This window comes from Mesorhizobium sp. M1A.F.Ca.IN.022.06.1.1 (assembly GCF_003952605.1).
Lineage (GTDB): Bacteria > Pseudomonadota > Alphaproteobacteria > Rhizobiales > Rhizobiaceae > Mesorhizobium.
The window spans coordinates 2,831,444-2,851,607 of the sequence record NZ_CP034455.1 but is presented as its reverse complement, the minus strand read 5'-3'; the positions used below and the strand labels follow the sequence as shown (position 1 = coordinate 2,851,607).

At 65.0% G+C, this 20,164-nt stretch carries 17 protein-coding genes and 1 pseudogene; 6 read left to right on the top strand and 12 right to left on the bottom strand.

Going from position 1 to position 20,164, the window contains the following annotated elements; translation table 11 throughout:
* Positions 1–160 precede the first annotated feature (160 nt).
* The 6 genes and pseudogenes from EJ078_RS13455 to EJ078_RS13430 all read right to left on the bottom strand — a co-directional run bounded on the left by EJ078_RS13455 (position 161) and on the right by EJ078_RS13430 (position 7,073).
* A complete protein-coding gene (locus tag EJ078_RS13455) occupies positions 161–943 on the bottom strand; it encodes a carnitinyl-CoA dehydratase (RefSeq protein ID WP_066996079.1) in 783 nt (260 codons plus the stop codon).
* Positions 936–3,074: pseudogene (locus EJ078_RS13450) on the bottom strand (acetate--CoA ligase family protein). Before EJ078_RS13450 ends, EJ078_RS13455 begins: the two are co-directional and overlap by 8 nt.
* A 64-nt stretch (positions 3,075–3,138) precedes the next feature.
* On the bottom strand, positions 3,139–4,302 hold the full coding sequence (locus EJ078_RS13445; RefSeq protein ID WP_127216730.1) for an acyl-CoA dehydrogenase: 1,164 nt from the start codon (positions 4,300–4,302) through the stop codon (positions 3,139–3,141).
* Positions 4,303–4,306: 4 nt separating this feature from the next.
* The gene (locus EJ078_RS13440) at positions 4,307–5,434 is read right to left on the bottom strand and encodes a carnitine 3-dehydrogenase (RefSeq protein ID WP_067324062.1); all 1,128 of its coding nucleotides are present in this window, start codon (positions 5,432–5,434) and stop codon (positions 4,307–4,309) included.
* A gap of 2 nt (positions 5,435–5,436) precedes the next feature.
* Positions 5,437–6,060 (bottom strand): HD domain-containing protein, encoded by a 624-nt coding sequence (locus EJ078_RS13435; protein WP_066996070.1) that lies wholly within the window; start codon positions 6,058–6,060, stop codon positions 5,437–5,439.
* Between the two features lie 95 nt (positions 6,061–6,155).
* Positions 6,156–7,073: a 3-keto-5-aminohexanoate cleavage protein gene (locus tag EJ078_RS13430; RefSeq protein ID WP_127217404.1), complete on the bottom strand. Its 918-nt coding sequence runs from the start codon at positions 7,071–7,073 to the stop codon at positions 6,156–6,158.
* A gap of 128 nt (positions 7,074–7,201) precedes the next feature.
* On the opposite strand from EJ078_RS13430, the gene EJ078_RS13425 reads away from it, so the two are divergent.
* Positions 7,202–8,182, top strand: coding sequence for a GlxA family transcriptional regulator (locus EJ078_RS13425; protein ID WP_127403596.1), 981 nt, complete (start codon positions 7,202–7,204; stop codon positions 8,180–8,182).
* Here EJ078_RS13425 and EJ078_RS13420 read toward each other — a convergent pair.
* From EJ078_RS13420 to xylA, 3 genes are all read right to left on the bottom strand, one after another.
* A complete protein-coding gene (locus EJ078_RS13420; RefSeq protein WP_306462650.1) occupies positions 8,163–8,924 on the bottom strand; it encodes a TIGR01458 family HAD-type hydrolase in 762 nt (253 codons plus the stop codon). The genes EJ078_RS13425 and EJ078_RS13420 overlap by 20 nt on opposite strands.
* An 86-nt stretch (positions 8,925–9,010) precedes the next feature.
* Positions 9,011–9,214: a hypothetical protein gene (locus EJ078_RS13415; protein ID WP_066996194.1), complete on the bottom strand. Its 204-nt coding sequence runs from the start codon at positions 9,212–9,214 to the stop codon at positions 9,011–9,013.
* A 185-nt stretch (positions 9,215–9,399) separates the two neighbouring features.
* Positions 9,400–10,725, bottom strand: a complete 1,326-nt coding sequence (gene xylA / locus EJ078_RS13410) for a xylose isomerase (RefSeq protein ID WP_127215606.1) — start codon at positions 10,723–10,725, stop codon at positions 9,400–9,402.
* A gap of 111 nt (positions 10,726–10,836) precedes the next feature.
* Here xylA and EJ078_RS13405 point away from each other — a divergent pair, with 111 nt between their 5' ends.
* A complete protein-coding gene (locus tag EJ078_RS13405; RefSeq protein ID WP_095824430.1) occupies positions 10,837–11,199 on the top strand; it encodes a nuclear transport factor 2 family protein in 363 nt (120 codons plus the stop codon).
* Between the two features lie 196 nt (positions 11,200–11,395).
* Here EJ078_RS13405 and xylB read toward each other — a convergent pair whose 3' ends face one another.
* The 3 genes from xylB to EJ078_RS13390 all read right to left on the bottom strand — a co-directional run bounded on the left by xylB (position 11,396) and on the right by EJ078_RS13390 (position 14,992).
* Positions 11,396–12,850, bottom strand: coding sequence for a xylulokinase (gene xylB, locus EJ078_RS13400; RefSeq protein ID WP_127215605.1), 1,455 nt, complete (start codon positions 12,848–12,850; stop codon positions 11,396–11,398).
* Positions 12,851–12,932: 82 nt separating this feature from the next.
* Positions 12,933–14,258 carry a tetratricopeptide repeat protein gene (locus EJ078_RS13395; protein WP_127215604.1) on the bottom strand — a complete coding sequence of 442 codons (1,326 nt, stop codon included), beginning with the start codon at positions 14,256–14,258 and terminating at the stop codon, positions 12,933–12,935.
* Positions 14,259–14,368: 110 nt separating this feature from the next.
* Positions 14,369–14,992 carry a LysE family translocator gene (locus EJ078_RS13390; RefSeq protein WP_066996047.1) on the bottom strand — a complete coding sequence of 208 codons (624 nt, stop codon included), beginning with the start codon at positions 14,990–14,992 and terminating at the stop codon, positions 14,369–14,371.
* A gap of 231 nt (positions 14,993–15,223) precedes the next feature.
* On the opposite strand from EJ078_RS13390, the gene EJ078_RS13385 reads away from it, so the two are divergent.
* The 4 genes from EJ078_RS13385 (at position 15,224) to EJ078_RS13370 (ending at position 19,762) form a co-directional block, all read left to right on the top strand.
* On the top strand, positions 15,224–15,991 hold the full coding sequence (locus tag EJ078_RS13385) for a L,D-transpeptidase (RefSeq protein ID WP_095776964.1): 768 nt from the start codon (positions 15,224–15,226) through the stop codon (positions 15,989–15,991).
* A gap of 122 nt (positions 15,992–16,113) precedes the next feature.
* A complete protein-coding gene (locus EJ078_RS13380) occupies positions 16,114–17,280 on the top strand; it encodes a diphosphate--fructose-6-phosphate 1-phosphotransferase (RefSeq protein WP_066996041.1) in 1,167 nt (388 codons plus the stop codon).
* The gene (locus EJ078_RS13375) at positions 17,280–18,026 is read left to right on the top strand and encodes an MBL fold metallo-hydrolase (protein ID WP_164750477.1); all 747 of its coding nucleotides are present in this window, start codon (positions 17,280–17,282) and stop codon (positions 18,024–18,026) included. The genes EJ078_RS13380 and EJ078_RS13375 overlap by 1 nt, the downstream gene beginning before the upstream one ends.
* Positions 18,027–18,217: 191 nt before the next feature.
* Positions 18,218–19,762, top strand: a complete 1,545-nt coding sequence (locus EJ078_RS13370; protein ID WP_127847068.1) for a DegQ family serine endoprotease — start codon at positions 18,218–18,220, stop codon at positions 19,760–19,762.
* The last annotated feature ends 402 nt before the right edge of the window (positions 19,763–20,164 follow it).

Genomic DNA, 20,164 nt, shown 5'->3' with positions numbered 1-20,164 from the left:
CATCTCCCCCGCAGGGGGAGGGATTGGCAGCTTGGGCGCCGGCGATCCACCTGCGACGCTGGCAATTGGCGAAAGCGACCGTGACATCCGATCTCCCCCCTTGCGGGGGAGATGCCCGGCAGGGCAGAGGGGGGTGTGACGGAACGCCATCGTCTGCGGCCTATCTACCCTTCCACACCGGATCGCGCTTCTCCGCAAAGGCGCGGAAGCCTTCCATATTGTCCTCCGAGCCGTAGAGGATATCGACCGTCGGCAGTTGCCTGCGCGTCACCTTGTTCATGGCCTCCTGGAAAGTCAGCGCCTCGGCCACGCGCGCCGTCTCCTTGATCGCGGCGAAGACCAGCGGCGGCCCGCTGGCCAAAAGCCGCGCGATTTCCCAGACGCGGTCCTCCAGCTTCTCCTTGGGCAGCACCTCGTTGACCAGGCCCCAGCGATGCGCTTCCGCCACATCCATCCAACGGCCGGTGAGGAGAAGGTCCATGGCGATATGGTAGGGGATGCGCTTCGGCAGCTTGATCGTCGCGGCGTCGGCCAGCGTGCCGGCGCGGATCTCGGGCAGCGCGAAGGAAGAATGGTCAGAGGCGTAGATCAGGTCGCAGGACAGCGCCAGCTCGAAGCCGCCGCCCACCGCCATGCCGTTGACGCAGGCGATCACCGGCTTGTTGAGGTCACGCAGTTCCTGCAGCCCGGCAAAGCCGCCGACGCCGTAGTCGCCGTCGACCGCGTCGCCGGCCGCAGCCGCCTTCAGGTCCCAGCCGGCGCAGAAGAACTTGTCTCCGGCCGTCTTGACGATGGCGACGCGCAAGCCGGGATCGTCGCGGAACGCCTTGAACGTCTCGCCCATCAGTCGTGAGGTCTTGAGGTCGATGGCATTGGCCTTGGGCCGGTCGAGCGTGACTTCCAGGATCGTGCCTTCGCGGCGAGTGGTGATGACGTCAGCCATTCTTCTTTTCTCCAAGCACCAGCAGCGCGTCGGCGATCCAGGCGCCCTTGCCTTCGGCGCAGACGATCAGCGGGTTGATGTCGAGCCGAGCTCTTCGATCTCGCCTTCATTCTTCTGCACGAAGTCGGCAATGCCGGCGATGGCGTCGATGGCGGCCTGGACGTCTGCCTTGGGCCTGCCGCGATAGCCCTCCAGCAGCGCGATCGCTATGCGCCGATCGCTCATCCTGCCGAGCGCTGCCGCGATGCTCGAGCGGTGAGCTTCAAGCCACGCAGCGCCGCCTCGATGTCGTCGCGCGTCGCCGGCAGCATCAGGGTCACGCTGTCGCGCAGCAGCTCGACCAGCACGCCGCCGGTGCCGAGCGTCATCACCGCGCCGAACATCGGGTCGCGGGTGAAGCCGACGATCAGTTCGGCGACGCCGTCGCGCACCATGCGCTCGGCATAAAGCCCGGTGCCGAGCGGCAACAGGTCATGCGCGGCATTGCTGACGGATTCGGCGTCCTTGAGGTTCAGCCGCACCGCGCCGACCTCCGACTTGTGCGTCACGCCGAGCGTCTTCAGCGCCACCGGGAAACCGAGCGCCATGGACGCAATCACCGCCTCGACCGCGTTCGAGGCGCGCTCGCCCTTCGGCACCGGCAGCCCGGCCTCGATCAGACGCACTTTGGCCTCGGCTTCGTCCGGCGTGACGTGGTCGCCGTCGGAAGCGCCCGCCGCCGTGGTGTCGACCGGCTGCGCCTGCGGCTCGCGCCAGGCCCAGCCGATGAAGGCGGCGGCCTGGGCGGCGTCCATCGCTTCCGAAATGCCGAACAAGGGCACCATGCCGCGCGCCATCAGCCCGGCGGTATATTCCTCCGGCAGGTTTTCCGGCAGCGAGGAGACGATCGCGCCCTGCGCCCTGTTGGTCTTCAGCGCCGCCTCGAAGGCACGCAGCGTCGCCCACCAGTCGGTGTCCGAGCAGCGGTCCGGGCGCGGGAAGTCGAGCACCAGCATGTTGAGGTCGAAGCCGCCCGACACCATGGCAGTGAAGGTGGCCGTCATCGCCGGCTCGTTGTTCCAGATGAAGGTGTGGTAGTCGAGCGGATTGGCGACCGCGACCAGCGGCCCGAGCGTCGATTTGACATGCGCGCGATGCTCGGCGCTTAGCGTCGGGAAATGCACCCAGCGTCCTTCCGCGCTGTCGGCCATCACGGAGGCTTCGCCGCCCGAGCAGCTCATCGACGACAGTCTGTAGCCGGGCAGCGGCCCGGTGATGTGCAAGAGCTTCAACGCCTCGATGAAGGCCGGTATGGAATCGACGCGCGCGATGCCCAGCCGCTTCAGGAACGCGCCCGAGGCGGCATCCGAACCGGCAAGCGACGCGGTATGGGAAACCGTCGCCTGCCGCGCCTGTTCCGAGCGGCCGACCTTCATGGCGATGATCGGCTTCTTCAGCTCGCGGGCTCTCGCCGCCAATCGCTCGAAGCCGGCCACGGAATCGAAGGCCTCGATATGCAGGCCAAGCGACGTGACGCGCTCGTCCTCGATCAGACCGAGCGCCATTTCGGAAAGGCCGGTCTGCGCCTGGTTGCCGGCCGTCATCAGGAACGCGATCGGCAGACCGCGCTTCTGCATCAGTGGCATGTTGACCGCTGATGGCGATGGACGATGATGATGGCGACGCCCTTGCCGCCCTCGGCCAGTCTGATCCCGCCATGCTGATCGGGCCACAAAAGCGCGCCGTCGGCATAGTTGATCAGGCCATAGCAGTTCGGGCCGATGATCGGCATCTCACCCGCGGCGGCGACCAGCTCGGCCTGCAGCCGCTCGCCGTCCTCGTCATAGGCCTCGGTCTCGAGGAAGCCGGCGGCAAAGCAGACGGCGCCGCCGGCGCCGCGCTCGGCCAATGCCTTGACCACTTCGATGGTGAGATGCCGGTTGACCCCGACAAAGGCGGCGTCCGGCGCGCCGGGCAAGTCGGCGACGGAACGGTAGGCCTTGCGGCCTGCGACCTCGTCTTTAGTCGGGTGCACCGGCCAGATTTCGCCGGCAAAGCCCATCTTGATCGATTGCGCGACGACGGCGGCGGCCTGCGCCCCGCCGAACACGGCGATCGATTTCGGGCGCAGGAGACGTTCGAGTTTATGCATGGTCATCTTTTCATTTGAGCACGATCGTTGCCAAAACCGGATCCCGGTTTTGGCGGATCATGCTCTAAGCCCCGAACGGGCGCAGCAACGCCCGCGAAATAATATGTCGCTGAATCTCCGAAGTGCCTTCCCAGATGCGCTCGACGCGCGCGTCGCGCCAGATGCGCTCCAGCGGCAGATCGTCCATCAGCCCCATGCCGCCATGGATCTGGATCGCCTCGTCGGCGACGAAAGCCAGCATCTCGGTAGCCTTCAGCTTGGCCATCGCCATGTCCTGATCGGTGACGGTGCCCTGATCGTACTTCCAGCCGGCTTCGAACACCATCAGGTCGGCCGCCTTCAATTCCGTCGCCATATCGGCGAGCTTGAACGACACACCCTGGAACTTGCCGATCTGCTGGCCGAACTGCTGGCGCTGCGCGGCATATTCGATGGCATGCGAAAGCGCGCGCTCTGCGCGGCCGAGGCAGGTGGCGCCGACCTGCAGGCGCGTGGCGCCGAGCCATGAATTCGCCACCTCGAAGCCCTTGTGCACTTCGCCGAGCACCTGGGAAGCCGGCAGCCGGCAGTCGTCGAATTCGAGGATCGAGTTGGTGTAGCCGCGATGCGAGACGTTGCGGTAGCCGTCGCGCACCGTGAAACCCTTGGTGCCCTTGTCGACGAAGAAGGCGGTGATCTTCTTGCGCTTGCCGCGCGGCGAATTCTCTTCGCCCGAAGCCATGAATACGATGGCAAAGTCGGCGATGTCGGCGTGGCTGATGAAGTGCTTGGTGCCGTTGAGCACCCAGTCCGAGCCGTCCTGGACCGCGGTCGCCTTCATGCCGCGCAGGTCGGAGCCGGCGCCGGGCTCGGTCATCGCAAGGCAGTCCCACTTTTCGCCGCGGATGCAGGGGAAGAGATATTTTTCACGCTGCTCCGGCGTGCCGGCGAGCAGGATGTTGGACGGGCGCGCCACGCAGGTCCAGTGCAGCGCGTAATTGGCGCGGCCAAGCTCCTTCTCGTAGAGCAGCCAGCTCACCGTATCGAGGCCGGCGCCGCCGACATCGGCCGGCATGTTGGCGGCGTAGAGCCCGGCCGCGATCGCCTTCGCCTTCAATTCCTCGATCAGCTCGCGGCGCAGTTCGCCGGTGCGTTCCACCTCGCGCTCATGCGGGTAAAGCTCGTTCTCGACAAAGGCACGCGTCGTCTCGACGATCAGTTTTTGTTCTTCCGAAAGACCGAAATGCATCGCCTCAGCCCTTCTTCTTGCTTGTTTTCGCCTTGTCGGCCTTCGTGGGCTTCTCGGCCTTTGCGGGCTTCGCCATCTTCTTCGCCGGCTTGGCGGCTTTTGCTTTGTCGCCTGCCTTGGCGGCCGGCTTCGCCGCCAGCTTGGCCAACTGCCTGGTATAGTCCTTGTGAAGCGCGCCGGCGCCCCAGCCCTTGCCCTTGTTCTGCTTCGACAGCGCATCCATGATGGCGACCAGATTGTCGTCGCGGATCTTTTCAAGCTCGCGGATCGAGAGGCCGTTTGCCTGCTCGTCCGACTGCGTGGCGATCAGGTCGACCAGCTCGTCGTTGAACTCCGGCACGTCCATCAGCTTGGTCCACGGCCATTTCAGGCAAGGTCCGAACTGCGCCATGAAGTGGCGCATGCCGGCTTCGCCGCCGGCGACGCGGTAGACCTGGAACATGCCCATTTGAGCCCAGCGCAGGCCGAAGGAATAGCGCATGATATCGTCGAGTTCCTCGACGGTGCAGATGCCGTCCTTGACCAGCCACAGCGCCTCGCGCCACGCGGCCTCCAGGAGGCGATCGCCGACGAAGGCCTCGATTTCCTTGCGCACCACCACCGGCTTCATGCCGATCGAGGCGTAGATCTCCTTGGCGACCTCGATCGCCTCGGGAAAAGTCTGGTGGCCGCCGACGATCTCGACCAGCGGCAGAAGATAGACCGGGTTGAACGGGTGCCCGACGACCAGCCGCTCCGGGTGCTTCTTCATCGCCACCTGCATGTCAGTCGGCTTGATGCCAGAGGTCGAGGAGCCGATTATGGAGTTGGCCGGCGCATGGGCGTCGATCTCGGCCAGCACTTTGTGCTTGAGGTCGAGCCGCTCCGGCACGCTCTCCTGGATGAAGTCGGCATCCGCTACCGCCTCGCCGATCGTCTTGGCGAAGGTGAGCTTGCCTTCCTTGGGCAGGCCGCCGGGCAGCATCTGCTTGTAAGCGCGGCGTGCGCCCTTCATCACCTCGCCGACTTTGCGCGACGCCTCGGGATCGGGATCGAAGATCGAGACATCGATGCCGTTCAAGAGCAGGCGCGCCACCCAGCCGGCGCCGATGACGCCGCCGCCGATGGCGGCCGCCTTGTTGATGATGCTCATGGTCAGGCTCCGGTTCTGGTCTTGGCTGTTTCGGGATCGGAAAGCGGCACGCGCTCGCCGGCGCGGATCACGGCCGGGTCGTAAGCCTTTCGGGCGAAGACTTCGAGCACGAGGGGCCGGAAGAACTCGATCGGCAGCGTCTCGTAGTCGGGATCGAAGCTCGACTGGTCCCAGCGCTCGCAGAACCGGTCGCAATCGTCGAAATAGAGATGGCCGGCGAAGCGATCGCGGGCATGCTGGTTGCCGCCCAAATGATGCGCGTAATAGAGGCGCTGGAAGTCGCCGTGCTTTTCGACAACCCAGGTGCATTGCTCGCGCACGAACGGCTTCAGGATCGTAGCGGCATATTCGTCATGATTGTAGGGCGCGTATATGTCGCCGATGTCGTGCAGCAGCGCGGAGACGATCCAGTCAGTGTCGGCGCCGTCGCGCCAGGCGCGCGTCGCCGCCTGCAGCGAATGGCCGAGCCGGGTGATCTTATAGCCGGACAAACCTTCGTCCAGCTGCACCAGGGCGGAAAGCAGCCGATCCCCCGTCCTGGCGGCATAGTCGATCTCGTGGGCGGTCAGGAATTCATAGTCTTCCTTGTCGCCGTCCTTCATCGCGGTGAATTTGACGGTAGCCATCTCGACCTCCCGCTTTTCAATGTTGTTTGAGCATGATCTTTTCCGAACCGCAGGTCAGCGCAGCAAAAACCGGTTCCCACTTTTCGGGGTCATGCTCATGCCGCGATCGGCGTCCGCTTGGTGAGGTTGAGCTTCTTGCGCACTTCCTCCGGTCCGAGCACGCGCGCACCGAGATTGGAGACGATGCTCACCGCGCGCTCGACGAGCTGCGCATTGGTCGCCAGCACGCCCTTGTCCAGCCACAGATTGTCTTCCAGCCCGACACGGACATTGCCGCCGGCCAGCACCGCCGCCGCGACATAGGCCATCTGGTTGCGGCCGATCGAGAAGGCCGACCAGTTCCAGGTCGACGGCACGTTGTTGACCATCGCCATGAAGGTGTTGAGGTCGTCCGGCGCGCCCCAAGGCACACCCATGCACAGCTGCACCAGCGCATCCGGCTTCAGCACCTGTTCCTCGACCAGCTGCTTGGCGAACCACAGATGCCCGGTATCGAAAGCCTCGATCTCGGGCTTCACGCCGAGCGCCGTCATCATGCCGCCCATGGCGCGCAGCATGCCGGGCGTGTTGGTCATCACATAGTCGGCTTCGGCGAAGTTCATCGTGCCGCAATCAAGCGTGCAGATCTCCGGCAGGCACTGGCGCACATGCTCCATGCGGTTGGTGGCGCCGCCCATATCGGTGCCCTTCTCGTTAAGCGGCAGCGGCGCTTCCGGCGAGCCGAACACCATGTCGCCGCCCATGCCGGCGGTGAGGTTCAGCACCACATCCACGTTCGCCTCGCGGATGCGCTCGGTGACCTCGCGGTAGAGATGGACGTCGCGCCTCGGCTTGCCGGTCTCGGGGTCGCGCACATGGCAATGGACGATCGCAGCACCCGCCTTGGCGGCCTCGATCGCCGAATCGGCGATCTGCTTGGGCGAGCGCGGCACGTTCGGGCTGCGGTCCTGCGTCCCGCCGGAACCGGTCACGGCACAGGTAATGAAAACCTCACGGTTCATCGCGAGCGGCATCGTCTTTCCTCCCAAATTCGATCAGCCATTCATGAAGCCGGAAACCGGCTTTGCTATGACGACCTGCGCCGAAGCTGGCCAAGCATGACCGACTTGCCGGAAACTGTTTTGCGTTTTACGAAGGCGCCATGACTAAAAGCGAAAAGCCGACGATCTTTCGCGCCGAGCGGGAAACCCTCAAGGTGACGTTTCTGGTGTTCTCGGGCTCGTCGATCATGTGCGTGGCCTCGGCGGTCGACCCGCTGCGCGCCGCCAACCGCATTTCCGGCGAGACTTTGTTCGACTTCAAGCTGGTCTCGCTCACCGGAGAGGCGCCGGTGACGACCTGCGGCTTGCCGGTCGCCGTCGGCGGCTGCTTCGATGCCGCCGAAGCGACCGACATGCTGGTCGTCGTCGCCGGCTTCGGCACGCAGAACTATGCGACGTCGGCGTTGCTTGCCGGGTTGCGCCGCGCGGCGCGTGCGGCCCGCGCCTGCGGCGGCGTCGAGGCCGGCACCTGGCTGGTGGCGCGCGCCGGCCTGCTCGAAGGCCGCAGCGCCACCACGCATTGGGAAGACATGGAGGATTTCTCCGCCGCCTTTCCGTGCGTCGATGTGCGCCCCGACCGCTATGTCATCGACGGGCCGGTCTTCACCTCGGGCGGTGCCTCGCCCACCTTCGACCTGATGCTGCATCTGGTCCGCACCCGGCTCGGCATGGCGGCCGCGCTCGATGTGGCGAGCGTCTTCATCTACGATCAGACGCGCGCGGCGACCGACGCCCAGCCGCTGGTCTCGCTCGGCCGGCTCGACGGCTACGATCCGCGCCTGGCGCAGGCGATCCGACTGATGGAAGCGCATGTCGATGAGCCGCTGACCATCGATGCCGTGGCCAAGCGCGCCGGCGTCACGGCGCGCACACTCGAGAGCATCTTCCGCAAGTCGATCGGCGAGACGCCGGGCGCCTACTATCTGCGGCTGCGGCTCGCCGCCGCCCGACGTCTGGTGGTCGACACGCGCATCGCCATGGCCGACATTGCCGGGCGTACGGGTTTTTCATCAGCCGCGGCGTTTTCCAGGGCGTTTTCCCGCGCGTTCGGCGAAGCGCCGGTCAGGCTGCGGCGCGGCTGAGGATCCAGTCCACCGCCGCGCTGAGGTCGTCGACCAGCGCCGTGGGCGCCGAGTCGAAGCGTGTCTCGTCACCGGGGCGATACTTGCCGGTGCGTACGAGCAGCGCCGCGCCGAGCCCGGCGCTGAGCGCGCCGGCGACATCGCTTTCCGCGTCGTCGCCGACCATCACCGCGTCGGTCTGCGGGCAATTCAAGCCGGCAAGCGCCGAGAGGAAGAAATCGGGCGACGGCTTGCCGAGCACGACAGGGCTTCGCCCGCAGGCGAATTCGAGCGCTGCCACGAAGGCGCCGGCGTCGAGGCTGAGCTGGCCGTCTGCGTCCTTGAAGGTGCGGTTGGTGGCCAAAGCGAGAAAATCGGCGCCGGCAACCAGTTCGCGGAACGCTCGGTTTAGGCCGGCATAGTCGAAGGCCTCGCCGGCGTCGCCGACGACGACAGCGCGGCTCTTGCCGCCCTCCGAACCGGTAAACTCGGCTTCGAGGTTGGGATGGACGAGCAGGTGAGGTTGGCGGCCATGCCTTCGCAGCCATTCGACTGCGGCGCGCGCCGGCGTCAGCAATTCTTCATCCCTGACTTCGACGCCCAGCGCGGCGAGCTGCGCGATGATTTTATGGCGCGGCGAACGTGTCGTGTTGCTGACGAAGCGGAGCGGCAGTCCGGCCTTGCGCAAACGCTCGACCGCAGCCACAGCGCCTGCGATCGGGGTGTCGCCATCATAGACGACACCCGCGAGATCGAGCAGCACCGCGCGTATCATCGGTGCAGGATGGAGAAACAGTCTCCGTTCGTCAAACTGCCGAAAATACGCCCTCGGACACAGGGGCCGAAGAATCAGGCGGCGTCGCGGCCTTCGCGCACAATGCGCGAGCGCATGCTCTTGGCCAGCGCCGTTTCCAACCGCGCGGCGACCGCGCGATCCCATTCATTTGCTTCGCCGGCGCCATCCTTCGGATGCGGCAGCGCCATCAGCCGATCGATGATCGAACCAGCCTCGCCGGAAGAGAGCAGGGCGTCGATTTCGCGTTCGTGCTGCATACGTTTCGCCTCCTTCTTTCCTTCCCGCCGGATGTCGACAATATACGCGATTCGTGACGGCTGTTTGAAGGCAAGAGCGCGGCGATTGAGAGGCAGCGCGGGGCAAAACCTTGTCGTGTAGGTTCACCCCGCATGGAATGCAATTTCAGCTCTGCGGCGCTCGATTCGGGCGCCGCAGGAAAGCCTCAGACGTAGCGGTTGACGATGTTTTCAAGGAGCTCCTGCCGGCCGGAGCGCGGCTGCGGCTCGATCTTCTCCGTCACCACGCGTTCGGCGATCTCCTCCAGCGTACGCTTGCCGGAAAGCATCGCCTTGCCTTCGGCCGTGTTCCAGCCGGCATAGCGTTCGTTAAGCGGACCCGACAGCGCCTTGTCTCCGATCATCCTGGCCGCCGCCTTGAGCCCGCGCGCGCAGGCGTCCATGCCGCCGATATGGCCGATCAGCAGATCCTCCGGGTCGAGCGACTGGCGGCGCAGCTTGGCGTCGAAATTGGTGCCGCCGGTCTTGAAGCCGCCGCCCTGCAGGATCTGGTAATAGGCCAAAGCCATCTCCGGCACATTGTTGGGGAACTGGTCGGTGTCCCAGCCGGACTGATAGTCGTTGCGGTTCATGTCGATCGAACCGAAGATGCCGAGCGCGTTGGCCAAGGCCAGCTCATGCTCGAAGGAGTGGCCGGCAAGGATCGCATGACCCTGCTCGATGTTGACCTTCACCTCCTTCTCCAGCCCGAACCGCTTCAGGAAGCCGTAGACGGTGGCGACATCGTAGTCGTATTGGTGCTTGGTCGGCTCCTGCGGTTTCGGCTCGATCAGGATCGTGCCCTCGAAACCTATTTTGTATTTGTAATCCACGACGAGGTTGAGGAAGCGGCCGGCCTGCTCTTGCTCTCGCGCGAGGTCGGTGTTGAGCAGCGTCTCATAGCCTTCGCGCCCGCCCCACAGCACATAGTTCTCGCCCTTCAGCTTCTTGGTCACGTCGATGCACTTCTTCACCGTCGCCGCCGCATAGGCGAACACGTCCGGATCGGGATTGGTGGCGGCGCCCGCCATGAAGCGCCGATGCGAGAAAAGATTCGCCGTGCCCCAGAGCAGCTTGACGCCGGTCTGGTTCATCTTGGCCGAAAAATAATCGGCGATCTCGTCGAGGCGCGCCGCGCTTTCGGAGAAATCCTTGCCTTCCGGGCGAACGTCGGCGTCGTGGAAGCAGAAATAGGGGACGCCGAGCAGCGAGAACAGCTCGAAGGCGACGTCGGCCTTCAGTTTCGCCAGTTCCATCGTGTCGATGCCGCCGGGCCTGGCGAACCAGGGGCGGTCGAAGGTTTGGCCGCCGAACGGGTCGCCGCCCTGCCAGGCGAAGGAATGCCAATAGGCGACGGCGAAGCGCAGATGGTCCTCCAGCCGCTTGCCACCCACCACTTCGTCCGGGTTGTAATATCGGTAGGCCAGTGGATTGGTCGAATCCGGCCCTTCATACTTGATGGTCTTGATATTGCCGAAAAATCCGCTGCTCATGGTTTCCTTCCTCTCCAACTGCTTTCGCCGATTACCTCAGGCGTAATTGGTTTGGCGCTTCCGTGGGTCCAAAAGGGTCATGTCGAAACGATCCAATGAAGGATGAAGACCATGACCGACCTCAACACGATCGCCCGCAACTACATCACCGCCTGGAACGAGAGCGATGCGGCGCGCCGCAAGACCCTGCTCGAGGCCGCCTTCACCAGCGACGTCAGCTATCGCGACCCGATCATGCAAGGCGACGGCCACGACGGCCTCGCCGCGCTGATCGACGGCGTGCAGCAGCAATTCGCCGGCTTCCGCTTCTCGCTGAAGGGTGAGCCGGACGGTTTTGCCGACCGCATCCGCTTCTCGTGGAATCTGGGCCCCGAAGGCGCAGAATCCGTCATCGAAGGCACCGATATTTGCGTCATCGAGAACGGCCGCCTGAAGAGCGTCACCGGCTTCCTCGACAAGGTGCCGGCGCAGTGAGGCTAACTGGGTAAGGGAGGCGCGAGGCGCCCCCCTGTGGCCTGCCGGCCATCTCCCCCGCAAGCGGGGAGATCGGCTTTCATCTAGGATTTCGCCAATCTCCAACGCTGCAAAAGGGAGCGAGGCGCCCAAGCTGCCAATCTCCCCCTTGAGGGGGAGATGCCCGGCAGGGCAGAGGGGGGTGCCTCGCGCATACTCACGCGGTTACCGCCCTGATCGCCGGATAGAGCGCACGATAGCGTTGATAAGCATCTGCATACGCCCCACCAAGCCCGGCATCCGGTTCGATCGTCGCATCGGTCGCCGGCGCGGTGCAAACGGCAAGCGGATCGGCGCCGGTCGCGGCGATCAGCCCGAGACGCGCCGCGCCGAAGGCGGCGCCGAAATCGCCGTCGGCCGGGATGTCGACCGGCAGCTGCAACGCGGTGGCGATCGCCTTCAGCCAGTAGCGCGAGCGAGAGCCGCCGCCGATCGCCGTCACCCTGGTCAGGGTCGTGCCCGCCGTTTTCAGCGCCTCGAGGCTGTCGCGGAAGGCAAACGCCACGCCTTCGAGCACGGCCTGGGTCAGCACGGCGCGGCTCGATTGATGCGCGAGGCCGGTGAAGGAACCACGAATGGCCGCATCATTATGCGGCGTGCGCTCGCCGGAGAGATAAGGCAGGAAAGCGATGCCTGTCGGCGCCTTGAGCTTGTCGCCGAGCTCGCCGGTCAGGTCGCCGGCGCCTTTGCCGGTGATCTCCGACAGCCAGTTGAGCGAATCGGTGGCCGACAGGATGACCCCCATCTGGTGCCAGGTGTTGGGCAGCGCGTGGCAGAAGGTGTGCACCGCGCTTTCCGGATTGGGCAGATAGGAGGCGTTGGCGGCAAACAGCACCCCCGACGTGCCGAGCGACACGAAGGCGTGGCCGGCGCCCACGGTGCCCATGCCGCAGGCCGAGGCCGCATTGTCGCCGGCGCCGCCGGCGACCGGAATGCCTGAAGCAATACCCCATTTCGAGGCAAGCTCGCCGCGCAAGCCGCCGGCCTTCGCCGTGCCTTCGACCAGCGACGGCATATGCTTCTCGTCGAGCGTTGTCGCGGCGAGCAGTTCGGAGGACCACTGCCGCTTGCCGACGTCGAGCCAGGATGTGCCCGCCGAATCCGACATCTCCGAAATATGCTCGCCGGTCAGCCAGAGCCGCAGATAGTCCTTGGGCAGGAGCACCTTGGCGACAGCGGCAAAAACACTGGGCTCGTTGTCCTTCACCCACACCAGCTTCGGCGCCGTGAAGCCCGGGAAGACGATGTTGCCGGTGAGCTTGCGGAAACGCGGGTCGGCGTCGAGCGCCGCTGCCTCGACATGGCTGCGGGTGTCGTTCCAAAGGATGCAGGGACGCAGCACCTTGTCCGAGGCGTCGAGCAGGGTCGCGCCATGCATCTGGCCGGAGAGGCCGATACCCTTGACCGCTGCAAGCTCCTTGGGATGGGAAGTCTTGAGCTCGGCAATCGCTGTCTGGCAGGCTTCGATCCAGTGCGCCGGATTCTGTTCGGACCAGCCGGCATGCGGCCGCGAGACGTCCAGCGAGCCGTGGCCGGACCCGACGACCGTCTGGCGATCATCGATCAGGAGCGCCTTGACGCCCGAGGTGCCCAGGTCGAGGCCGAGATACATGATTTCCTCCCGATGCCATTAATTTTTTCGGGTCTCGAAAAAATCTGGCTTGGCCAGTTCTTAAGCCAAGATCCGCCTCCGGTCAATTCTCTGACAAATCGGCCGCGCGGCGCGAGAACAGCGCCGACAGCGGGCTGTCCGGCCGCGCCAGCTGACGCTCGGCGGTCAGCGCCCGCGCCAGCGCGCTGTCACCGGCACGCAGCGCCGCCTCGATCAGCATCAGGTCGATCACGTCGCGTTGTGCATGGCTGCCGCCGAAGCGGTGCGCGATCCAGCGGATTGGCCGGATCAGGCGCACCACTTCTCCGTAGTTGCCCTCGCCGAATGCTTTGATCGCCAAGGTCAGAGGGTGGCCGACGTCGCGCGTGAATGCGGCGTTATCGTCATCGCCGCGCATTGCTTCGCGCTGCGCTTCGAGCAGGGTCTGGGCCGGCGCGTGCAGCCCGGCGCCGACAAAGGCCATCATCGCATGGGCATCGTTGAAGGCGTAATTGCCGGCGGCCGCCTTTGGCGCCCAGTTCGCCGCAAGCGCCGCCCAGCGGTCGCCGACATCGACGCCGTGGAGATAAAGTCGCCACAGGATCGCCGAGGCGTCAACCATGTTGAGCGCCAGCGTCGAGCGGTCGCCGTAGATCGGCCCGTCATAGAGCTGGAGCACCTCGTTTGTCTCGCCGAGATCGTAGTGGAACAGCGCCAGATGCCACCAATTATGGATTTTGAGGAAGCTGTCCTTCGTCCACGCCTCCGGATTGGCGCCCATCCAGGCGATGCCCTCCCTTTGCCGGCTTTGCATTTCCATGACATGCGCGACCGCGTGCTGCGCCCAGCCGTCGCGCGGCTCGATCTCGATGGCCTGCCGGCCGAAGGCTTCGGCGCGCGCATAGTCGCCCATTTCCTCCAGCCCGAAAGCCTGCATGCCGAGAACGGCATGGTAGCCCGGCATGTCCTTCTCCCAAGCCGGCAACGCCCGACCGATGCGGTCGCGCAGCATGCGCGCATTGCCGATGAAGAAGTCGATCTGGTGGCCAACCTGCAGCGCCACCGCATCGAGCGGGTTGTCGATGGCGACGTCCTCGAGGATGCGGGCGGCGTCATGCCAGCGGCCGCTGGCAAGATGGCCGAGCGCCGCGACATGCGCGCGCTCGCGCGCGGTGCCGGCGAGCGCCAGCGCCGCCGCATGACAGGTTTGCGCAACCGCCGTCGCCTCCCGCTCGGTGGCGAGGCCGAACAGGTAGCCTTTGAACACATGCGCCATCAGGAAGCTGGGCTCATCGGCGATCGCGCTATCGACGGAGCCGACCGGGTCGCCGATGAAGCACTGCAGCTCGCGGACGGCTCTGGCGTAGGACGAAAGCCCGGCTTCGGTCGCGCCTGAATGCGTCAGGCCGAATGCGTCCTTCAGCGCCATGCCGCGTCCTTTAATGCCTGCTCGTCCGGTCGAACCGATGCGATCCTAGAACATCGACCGTCGGCCCGCCAACCGGCGAGGGCTTCGACTGTGTCGAACCGGACTTCTCCTCAATTCCCCGAACGCATCGCCACCGTGGCGATGCCGGCGCCGACAAGCAATGTCCCGCCGGTGCGGTTGAAGATACGGATCGCCCTTGGGTTGCGCACGATGGCGCGCGCTCGTGAAGCAATCAGCGCATAGCCGAAGGCATTGCTGAATGCGAGCGCCAGGAAGGTCGCTTCGAAGATCAGCATCTGCGTCCAGAAATCGGCATGCCGGTCGAGAAACTGCGGCAGGAAGGCGACGAAGAACGTGATGCTCTTCGGGTTGAGCGCCGTGACCAGCCAGGCATGCGCCATCATCCTTGCCGCCGACACGGCGTCGGTGCGCGGTTCGGCCTTCAGCGCGCCGCCGGCGCGGAACAGTTTTATGCCGAGATAGATGAGGTAGCCGGCGCCGATCACCTTGAGCACGGTGAACACAGTGGCCGAAGCCGCAAGCAGCGCGCCGATGCCGAGCATCGAAAGCGTCATGGCGGTGAAATCGCCGAGCGCGACGCCGACTGCCATCGGCAGCGCCGTACGCCAGCCCTGGCCGAGCGCATAGGAGACGACCAAGAGGATCGTCGGGCCCGGGATGACGAGGAGGATGGCGGAGGCAGCGGCAAAGGCAGCCCAGTTTTCGAAGGACATTTTCCCTACTCCTTGAGCGCAAAGAACAGGATAAATCCTGGGGTATGCGAGATTGTAAAGAGGCGTTGGAGAAAATCTTCGGCGCCGGCCTGCCCTGGCGCCTGGCCCGGACAACGCCCTGTCAGGGTTAAGTGCGGGCAAAGTTCTTTCACCCTTTTTCAACCATGACTGACGAAAATTGCAGCCATTCGGCCGGACCGTGCTTCCCGCCGACAGCGTAGGGTTTGGTGTATGCGCGAGTTGCCGCAAAGTCTGACGCCGCCTTCGAGCGGCGAAACCGTCGAAACCGAAGTTCCGCTTTCCCGCCGCGCCATGCTTTCAGGTATGGGCGCCATGGCGCTGCTCGGCATGGCCGGCTGCAGCACCACCGACACGCTCGACCTGCCGCAATTGCAGATAGACGACACCACCACCGGATCGGTGCCGATCCGACCGGCGATCAGCGTCGACAAGAACATCACTGGTCCCGACGTGATGTATGCTGCCTTGACCGACAACGGCTTCCAGGTCCCGGCGGTGCCCTACCAGAAGGTTAAGCCGGAGTTCCGTCGCCAGATCGTCGTCGACAAGACTGGCGAAGCGCCCGGCACCATCGTCGTGCATTTGCAGGAGCGCATGCTTTATCTCGTCCAGCCCGGCGGCGACGCCATCCGCTACGGCGTCGGCATCGGTAAGGACGGCTTCCGCTGGTCGGGCCGCGCCAACATCCAGTACGGCAAGGAATGGCCGGTCTGGACGCCGCCGCCGGAGATGGTCAAGCGCAAGCCGGAACTGGTGAAATGGCAGGGCGGCCAGCCCGGCGGCCTGACCAATCCGCTGGGCGCCCGCGCGCTTTACATCTACCAGAACGGCAAGGACACCGGTTACCGCATCCACGGCTCGCCCGAATGGTGGACCATCGGCCAGGCGATGTCGTCGGGCTGCGTGCGGCTGATCAACCAAGACATCATCGACCTCTACAACAGGGTATCGAAGAAGAACCCAGTCGTCGTCGTCTGATTTTTTCGGCGGTCAGCACGGCCGCTATTTGTTCGGGATCATGCGCCTCCTTTCTCCCGTTGCGTGATGCCGCAAGACAGGCGAAGGTGCTCTGAAAAGCTTCGCCTCGGGAGAGAACGATCATGGCCGGAACCTTTGTCATCGCGCAGGGCGGCGGCCCGACCGCCGTCATCAATCAGACGGTCGTCGGCGCCACGCTGGAGATCCGCAAGCGGCATCCCGGCGCCAAGGTGCTCGGCTCGATCCATGGCGTGCGCGGCATCCGCGACGGCAACTATGTCGACCTCTCAGCCATCCCCGAAGATCGGCTGCGGCTGATCGCCGGCACCCCGAGCGCCGCCCTTGGCTCGACCCGCGACAAGCCCGACGCGGCCTATTGCGAGGTCATCCTCAACGGCCTCAAGAAGGCCGGCGCCGATGCCTTCATCTATATCGGCGGCAACGACACTTCGGGCACCCAGCAGATCCTGACCGACGCCGCCGGCGGCGCGATCGCCTTCGTGCATGCGCCGAAAACCATCGACAACGATCTCGAGGAGAACGACCATACGCCGGGCTTCATCTCGGCGGCCGAATTCGTCGCCGGCGCTTTCCTGTCGGTCGATTTGGATTTCCGCGCGTTGCCCGGCATTTATGTCGGCATCGTCATGGGCCGGCACGCCGGCTTCCTGACTGCCGCGGCCGCCGCCTGGCAGCTCGATCCGGATAGCGGTCCGCATCTGGTCTATGTACCGGAGCGCGCCTTCTCCGCCGAACGTTTCATCGATGATGTCCGCAGGACGCTCGACCGCCACAAGCGCTGCATCGTCGCCGTCTCGGAAGGCGTCAGCACCGCCGACGGCAAGGCGTTGGTCGAGAGCCTGGTGCCTCCGGAAAAGCTCGAGCGCGACCAGCACGGCAACGTCAAATTGTCGGGCAGCGATCTGCCGGCGGCGCTCGAACGCGCTTTGGCGGAAGGCCTGCCGGGCAAGCGGGCGCGCGTCGATGCCCTGGGCTATATGCCGCGCGGCTATGTCGGCGCGATCAGCCCCGTGGACGCCAAGGAAGCCTTCGAAGCCGGCGCGTTCGCGGTCGCCGTCGCCGGGGAGGGTGGCGGCTCGGTGGCGCTGCAATATGACGGTACCAAGACCGTGCTGAAGAAGGTGCCGCTCGAGGCTGTGGCCGGCAAGACCCGCCACATGCCGGACAATTTCATGAAGCCGGACGTCAACCAGTTGTCCGAGGCCGGCATGGCCTATCTGAAGCGGCTGGTGCCGGAAAAATACAAGGTCGGAAAGCCGTTCGTCTGATGGGCGACCTTGTGGTGGGCGACTGGTTCGGCAAATCCGTTGTCGATGCCAGAACGACGATGCTGACCGAGCCATTCGTGCACGATTTCGTGCGCGCCAATATTTGGCATTTCAAGGGCCGGGACGCCGACCTGCTGGTCGACACCGGCATGGGCATCTGCCCGCTGGCGCCCGAGATCGACACCCCGGCCGGCAAGCCGCTGATCGTCGTCGCCACCCACATTCATCTCGACCATGTCGGCTCGCTGCACGAATTCCCGCTGAGGATGGGGCCGAAGGTCAGCGCGGGGGAGTTCGATGGCATGGATGATGCCGTCACCTACGCCAACATGTTCCACAATCTCGACGATGCGGTATCCAAATTGCCGGCGCCCGGCTGGAAGGCGGCTGACTATCGCATCCCTTCCGCACCGTTGACGCGAATGCTCGACGAGGGCGACATCGTCGACCTCGGCGACCGGAAATTCCGCGTGCTGCATCTGCCCGGACATTCGCCGGATTCGATCGCGCTGTTCAATGAGGCCGACGGCCTGTTCTTCGCCGGCGACGCCATCTATGACGGCATGCTGATCGACGACCTGCCGGATTCGGACCGCGCCGCCTATTGCCGCACCATGCAGCGGCTGCTCGAACTGCCGATACGTATCGGCCATGGCGGCCATGGCCCGAGTTTCGGCCGCGCGAGGATGGGAGAGATGGCGTCTTCCTACCTACGCCGCCGAGAGCGCTTCGTGAGCGTTCTCTGAATTAAATCTTTGTAAGGTCGCGCCAAAACCCTAATTCGGACCATTCCACGCCCTAAATGCGTGGCTGTCGATCCGGCCGGCTGCCATGCATGGCGAGACGGGCAATCCCGGCCGTCGACACGCCGACGGGCGCGTCCTTGGAGAGAGCCGTCCGCGGCGCCGGATCAACTCTCGCCCGGACAGAAACGACCATGTCACCATTTAGCATTCTTCGCAGACATCGCGTCGCGGCCCTGCTGGGCGCTGCGCTGATCATCTCCCCCGTCGTTGTTTCCTTTGCGCAAAATCCCGGCAATGCCGGCCTGAGCAACGTGGTCGCGACGACACAGACGCCGGTCGCCGGCATTACCGCCCCGAACGGCTCGTTCGCGCCGGTTGTCGCCACCACCAAGCCGGCAGTCGTGACCGTGACGACCGTGATGAAAGCCCAGCCCGGCGCGACGGATGACGGCTCGCCTTTCGACGGCAATTCGCCCTTCGACCAGTATTTCCAGCAGTTCTTCGGCGACCAGGGCATCCCGATGCCCAAGACGCCGCCGCAGCAGGCGCCGCGGCAGGAGGCTTTGGGCTCCGGCTTCATCGTCGGGTCCGATGGCACCATCGTCACCAACAACCATGTCATCGACGGCGCAACCTCGATCAAGGTGACGCTCGACGACGGCACCGAGCTTCCCGCCAAGCTCGTCGGCCACGACGCAAAGAACGATCTGGCGGTGCTCAAGGTCAAGGCGAGCAAGCCGCTGCCGACCGTCAAATGGGGCGATTCCGACAAGCTGATGACCGGCGATCAGGTGCTGGCGATCGGCAATCCGTTCGGCATCGGCACCACGGTCACCGCCGGCATCGTCTCGGCGCGCGGCCGCGACCTGCACAGCGGGCCGTTCGACGATTTCATCCAGATCGACGCGCCGATCAACCACGGCAATTCCGGCGGCCCGCTTGTCGATGTGAAGGGCGATGTGGTCGGCATCAACACGGCGATCTATTCGCCCAATGGCGGCAGCGTCGGCGTCGGCTTCGCCATTCCTTCGGACCAGGCACAAAAAGTGGTCGACAAGCTTATGAAGGGCGGTGACATCGAATACGGCTATCTTGGCGTGCAGATCCAGCCGGTCACGCAGGACGTCGCTAGCGCCATCGGCCTCGACCATCCGGGCGGCGCGCTGGTCGCGGCGGTCACCGACGGTTCGCCGGCGGCCAAGGCCGGCATCGAGACCGGCGACGTCATCACCGGCTTCGCCGGCCAGGAGATCAAGGACCCCAAGGATCTGTCGCGCGCCGTCGCCGACGTCTCCCCCGGCAGCAAGGAAACGCTGAGTGTCTGGCGCAACGGCAAGGCGATGCAGATCTCGGCCGATGTCGGCCGCAATGCCGAAGACCAGAAGACCGCCTCGAATGACGAAGGCGGCAAGCCATCTGCCGAACAGGGCCTGCGCGTGCCCTCGCTCGGCCTTGGCCTTACGGACCTCACGCCGGACATCCGGGAGCAGCTCAACCTGGCCGACAACCAGCGCGGCGCCGTGGTCGAGCGCGTCAACCCGGACAAGGCGGCCTCCGCGGCCGGCATCGAACCCGGCGATGTCATCGTCGCCGTCGACCGCACGCCGGTGAAAAACGCAAGGCAAGCGAACCAGGCGATCGCCGAGGCCGGCAAGTCCGGCAGGAAGTCGGTGCTGCTGCTGGTCGATCGCGGCGACGCGCAGATATTCGTCGCCGTGCCTTTCGCCGCAGGCTGAGAAAACTTCCAAGGAGCCTGCCGGCCTCTTCGGCAGGCTCCGCCGACAAGATTTCGGTTGCCCGCAAACGAGGTCGACTTCCGCGACGACGATCGTCGCGACGGCTTCGATCTGGTGCTGACGCTGACGCGCGAGCAGGCTCGGCGCCCGGCCGGCGCGATCCTTCCAGATCGGAGAGAAGGTCTTCAGACGACGCTGCGCCCAGAGTTGCCGACGCCTTTGACCCCGTGGACGCCAAGGCTTCCGAATCGACCCGGCAGGTCCAAGATGGTTAAGCGGTATCGGAAAGTGACTATTAGGAGATTCTAAAATCGAACCGAACAGTTCGTTTCTGTTGACGGTGCGTGCAGGACGGGTGAACACTCGGCGCGCGTATACACTTGGTGAGCCAAATGGATAAAT

Bases quoted from the DNA above. Each gene is read 5' to 3' on its own strand.
- EJ078_RS13455 (WP_066996079.1), bottom strand. From the start codon at position 943: ATGGCTGACGTCATCACCACTCGCCGCGAAGGCACGATCCTGGAAGTC.
- EJ078_RS13445 (WP_127216730.1), bottom strand. From the start codon at position 4,302: ATGCATTTCGGTCTTTCGGAAGAACAAAAACTGATCGTCGAGACGACG.
- EJ078_RS13440 (WP_067324062.1), bottom strand. From the start codon at position 5,434: ATGAGCATCATCAACAAGGCGGCCGCCATCGGCGGCGGCGTCATCGGC.
- EJ078_RS13435 (WP_066996070.1), bottom strand. From the start codon at position 6,060: ATGGCTACCGTCAAATTCACCGCGATGAAGGACGGCGACAAGGAAGAC.
- EJ078_RS13430 (WP_127217404.1), bottom strand. From the start codon at position 7,073: ATGCCGCTCGCGATGAACCGTGAGGTTTTCATTACCTGTGCCGTGACC.
- EJ078_RS13425 (WP_127403596.1), top strand. From the start codon at position 7,202: ATGACTAAAAGCGAAAAGCCGACGATCTTTCGCGCCGAGCGGGAAACC.
- EJ078_RS13415 (WP_066996194.1), bottom strand. From the start codon at position 9,214: ATGCAGCACGAACGCGAAATCGACGCCCTGCTCTCTTCCGGCGAGGCT.
- xylA (WP_127215606.1), bottom strand. From the start codon at position 10,725: ATGAGCAGCGGATTTTTCGGCAATATCAAGACCATCAAGTATGAAGGG.
- EJ078_RS13405 (WP_095824430.1), top strand. From the start codon at position 10,837: ATGACCGACCTCAACACGATCGCCCGCAACTACATCACCGCCTGGAAC.
- xylB (WP_127215605.1), bottom strand. From the start codon at position 12,850: ATGTATCTCGGCCTCGACCTGGGCACCTCGGGCGTCAAGGCGCTCCTG.
- EJ078_RS13395 (WP_127215604.1), bottom strand. From the start codon at position 14,258: ATGGCGCTGAAGGACGCATTCGGCCTGACGCATTCAGGCGCGACCGAA.
- EJ078_RS13390 (WP_066996047.1), bottom strand. From the start codon at position 14,992: ATGTCCTTCGAAAACTGGGCTGCCTTTGCCGCTGCCTCCGCCATCCTC.
- EJ078_RS13385 (WP_095776964.1), top strand. From the start codon at position 15,224: ATGCGCGAGTTGCCGCAAAGTCTGACGCCGCCTTCGAGCGGCGAAACC.
- EJ078_RS13380 (WP_066996041.1), top strand. From the start codon at position 16,114: ATGGCCGGAACCTTTGTCATCGCGCAGGGCGGCGGCCCGACCGCCGTC.
- EJ078_RS13375 (WP_164750477.1), top strand. From the start codon at position 17,280: ATGGGCGACCTTGTGGTGGGCGACTGGTTCGGCAAATCCGTTGTCGAT.
- EJ078_RS13370 (WP_127847068.1), top strand. From the start codon at position 18,218: ATGTCACCATTTAGCATTCTTCGCAGACATCGCGTCGCGGCCCTGCTG.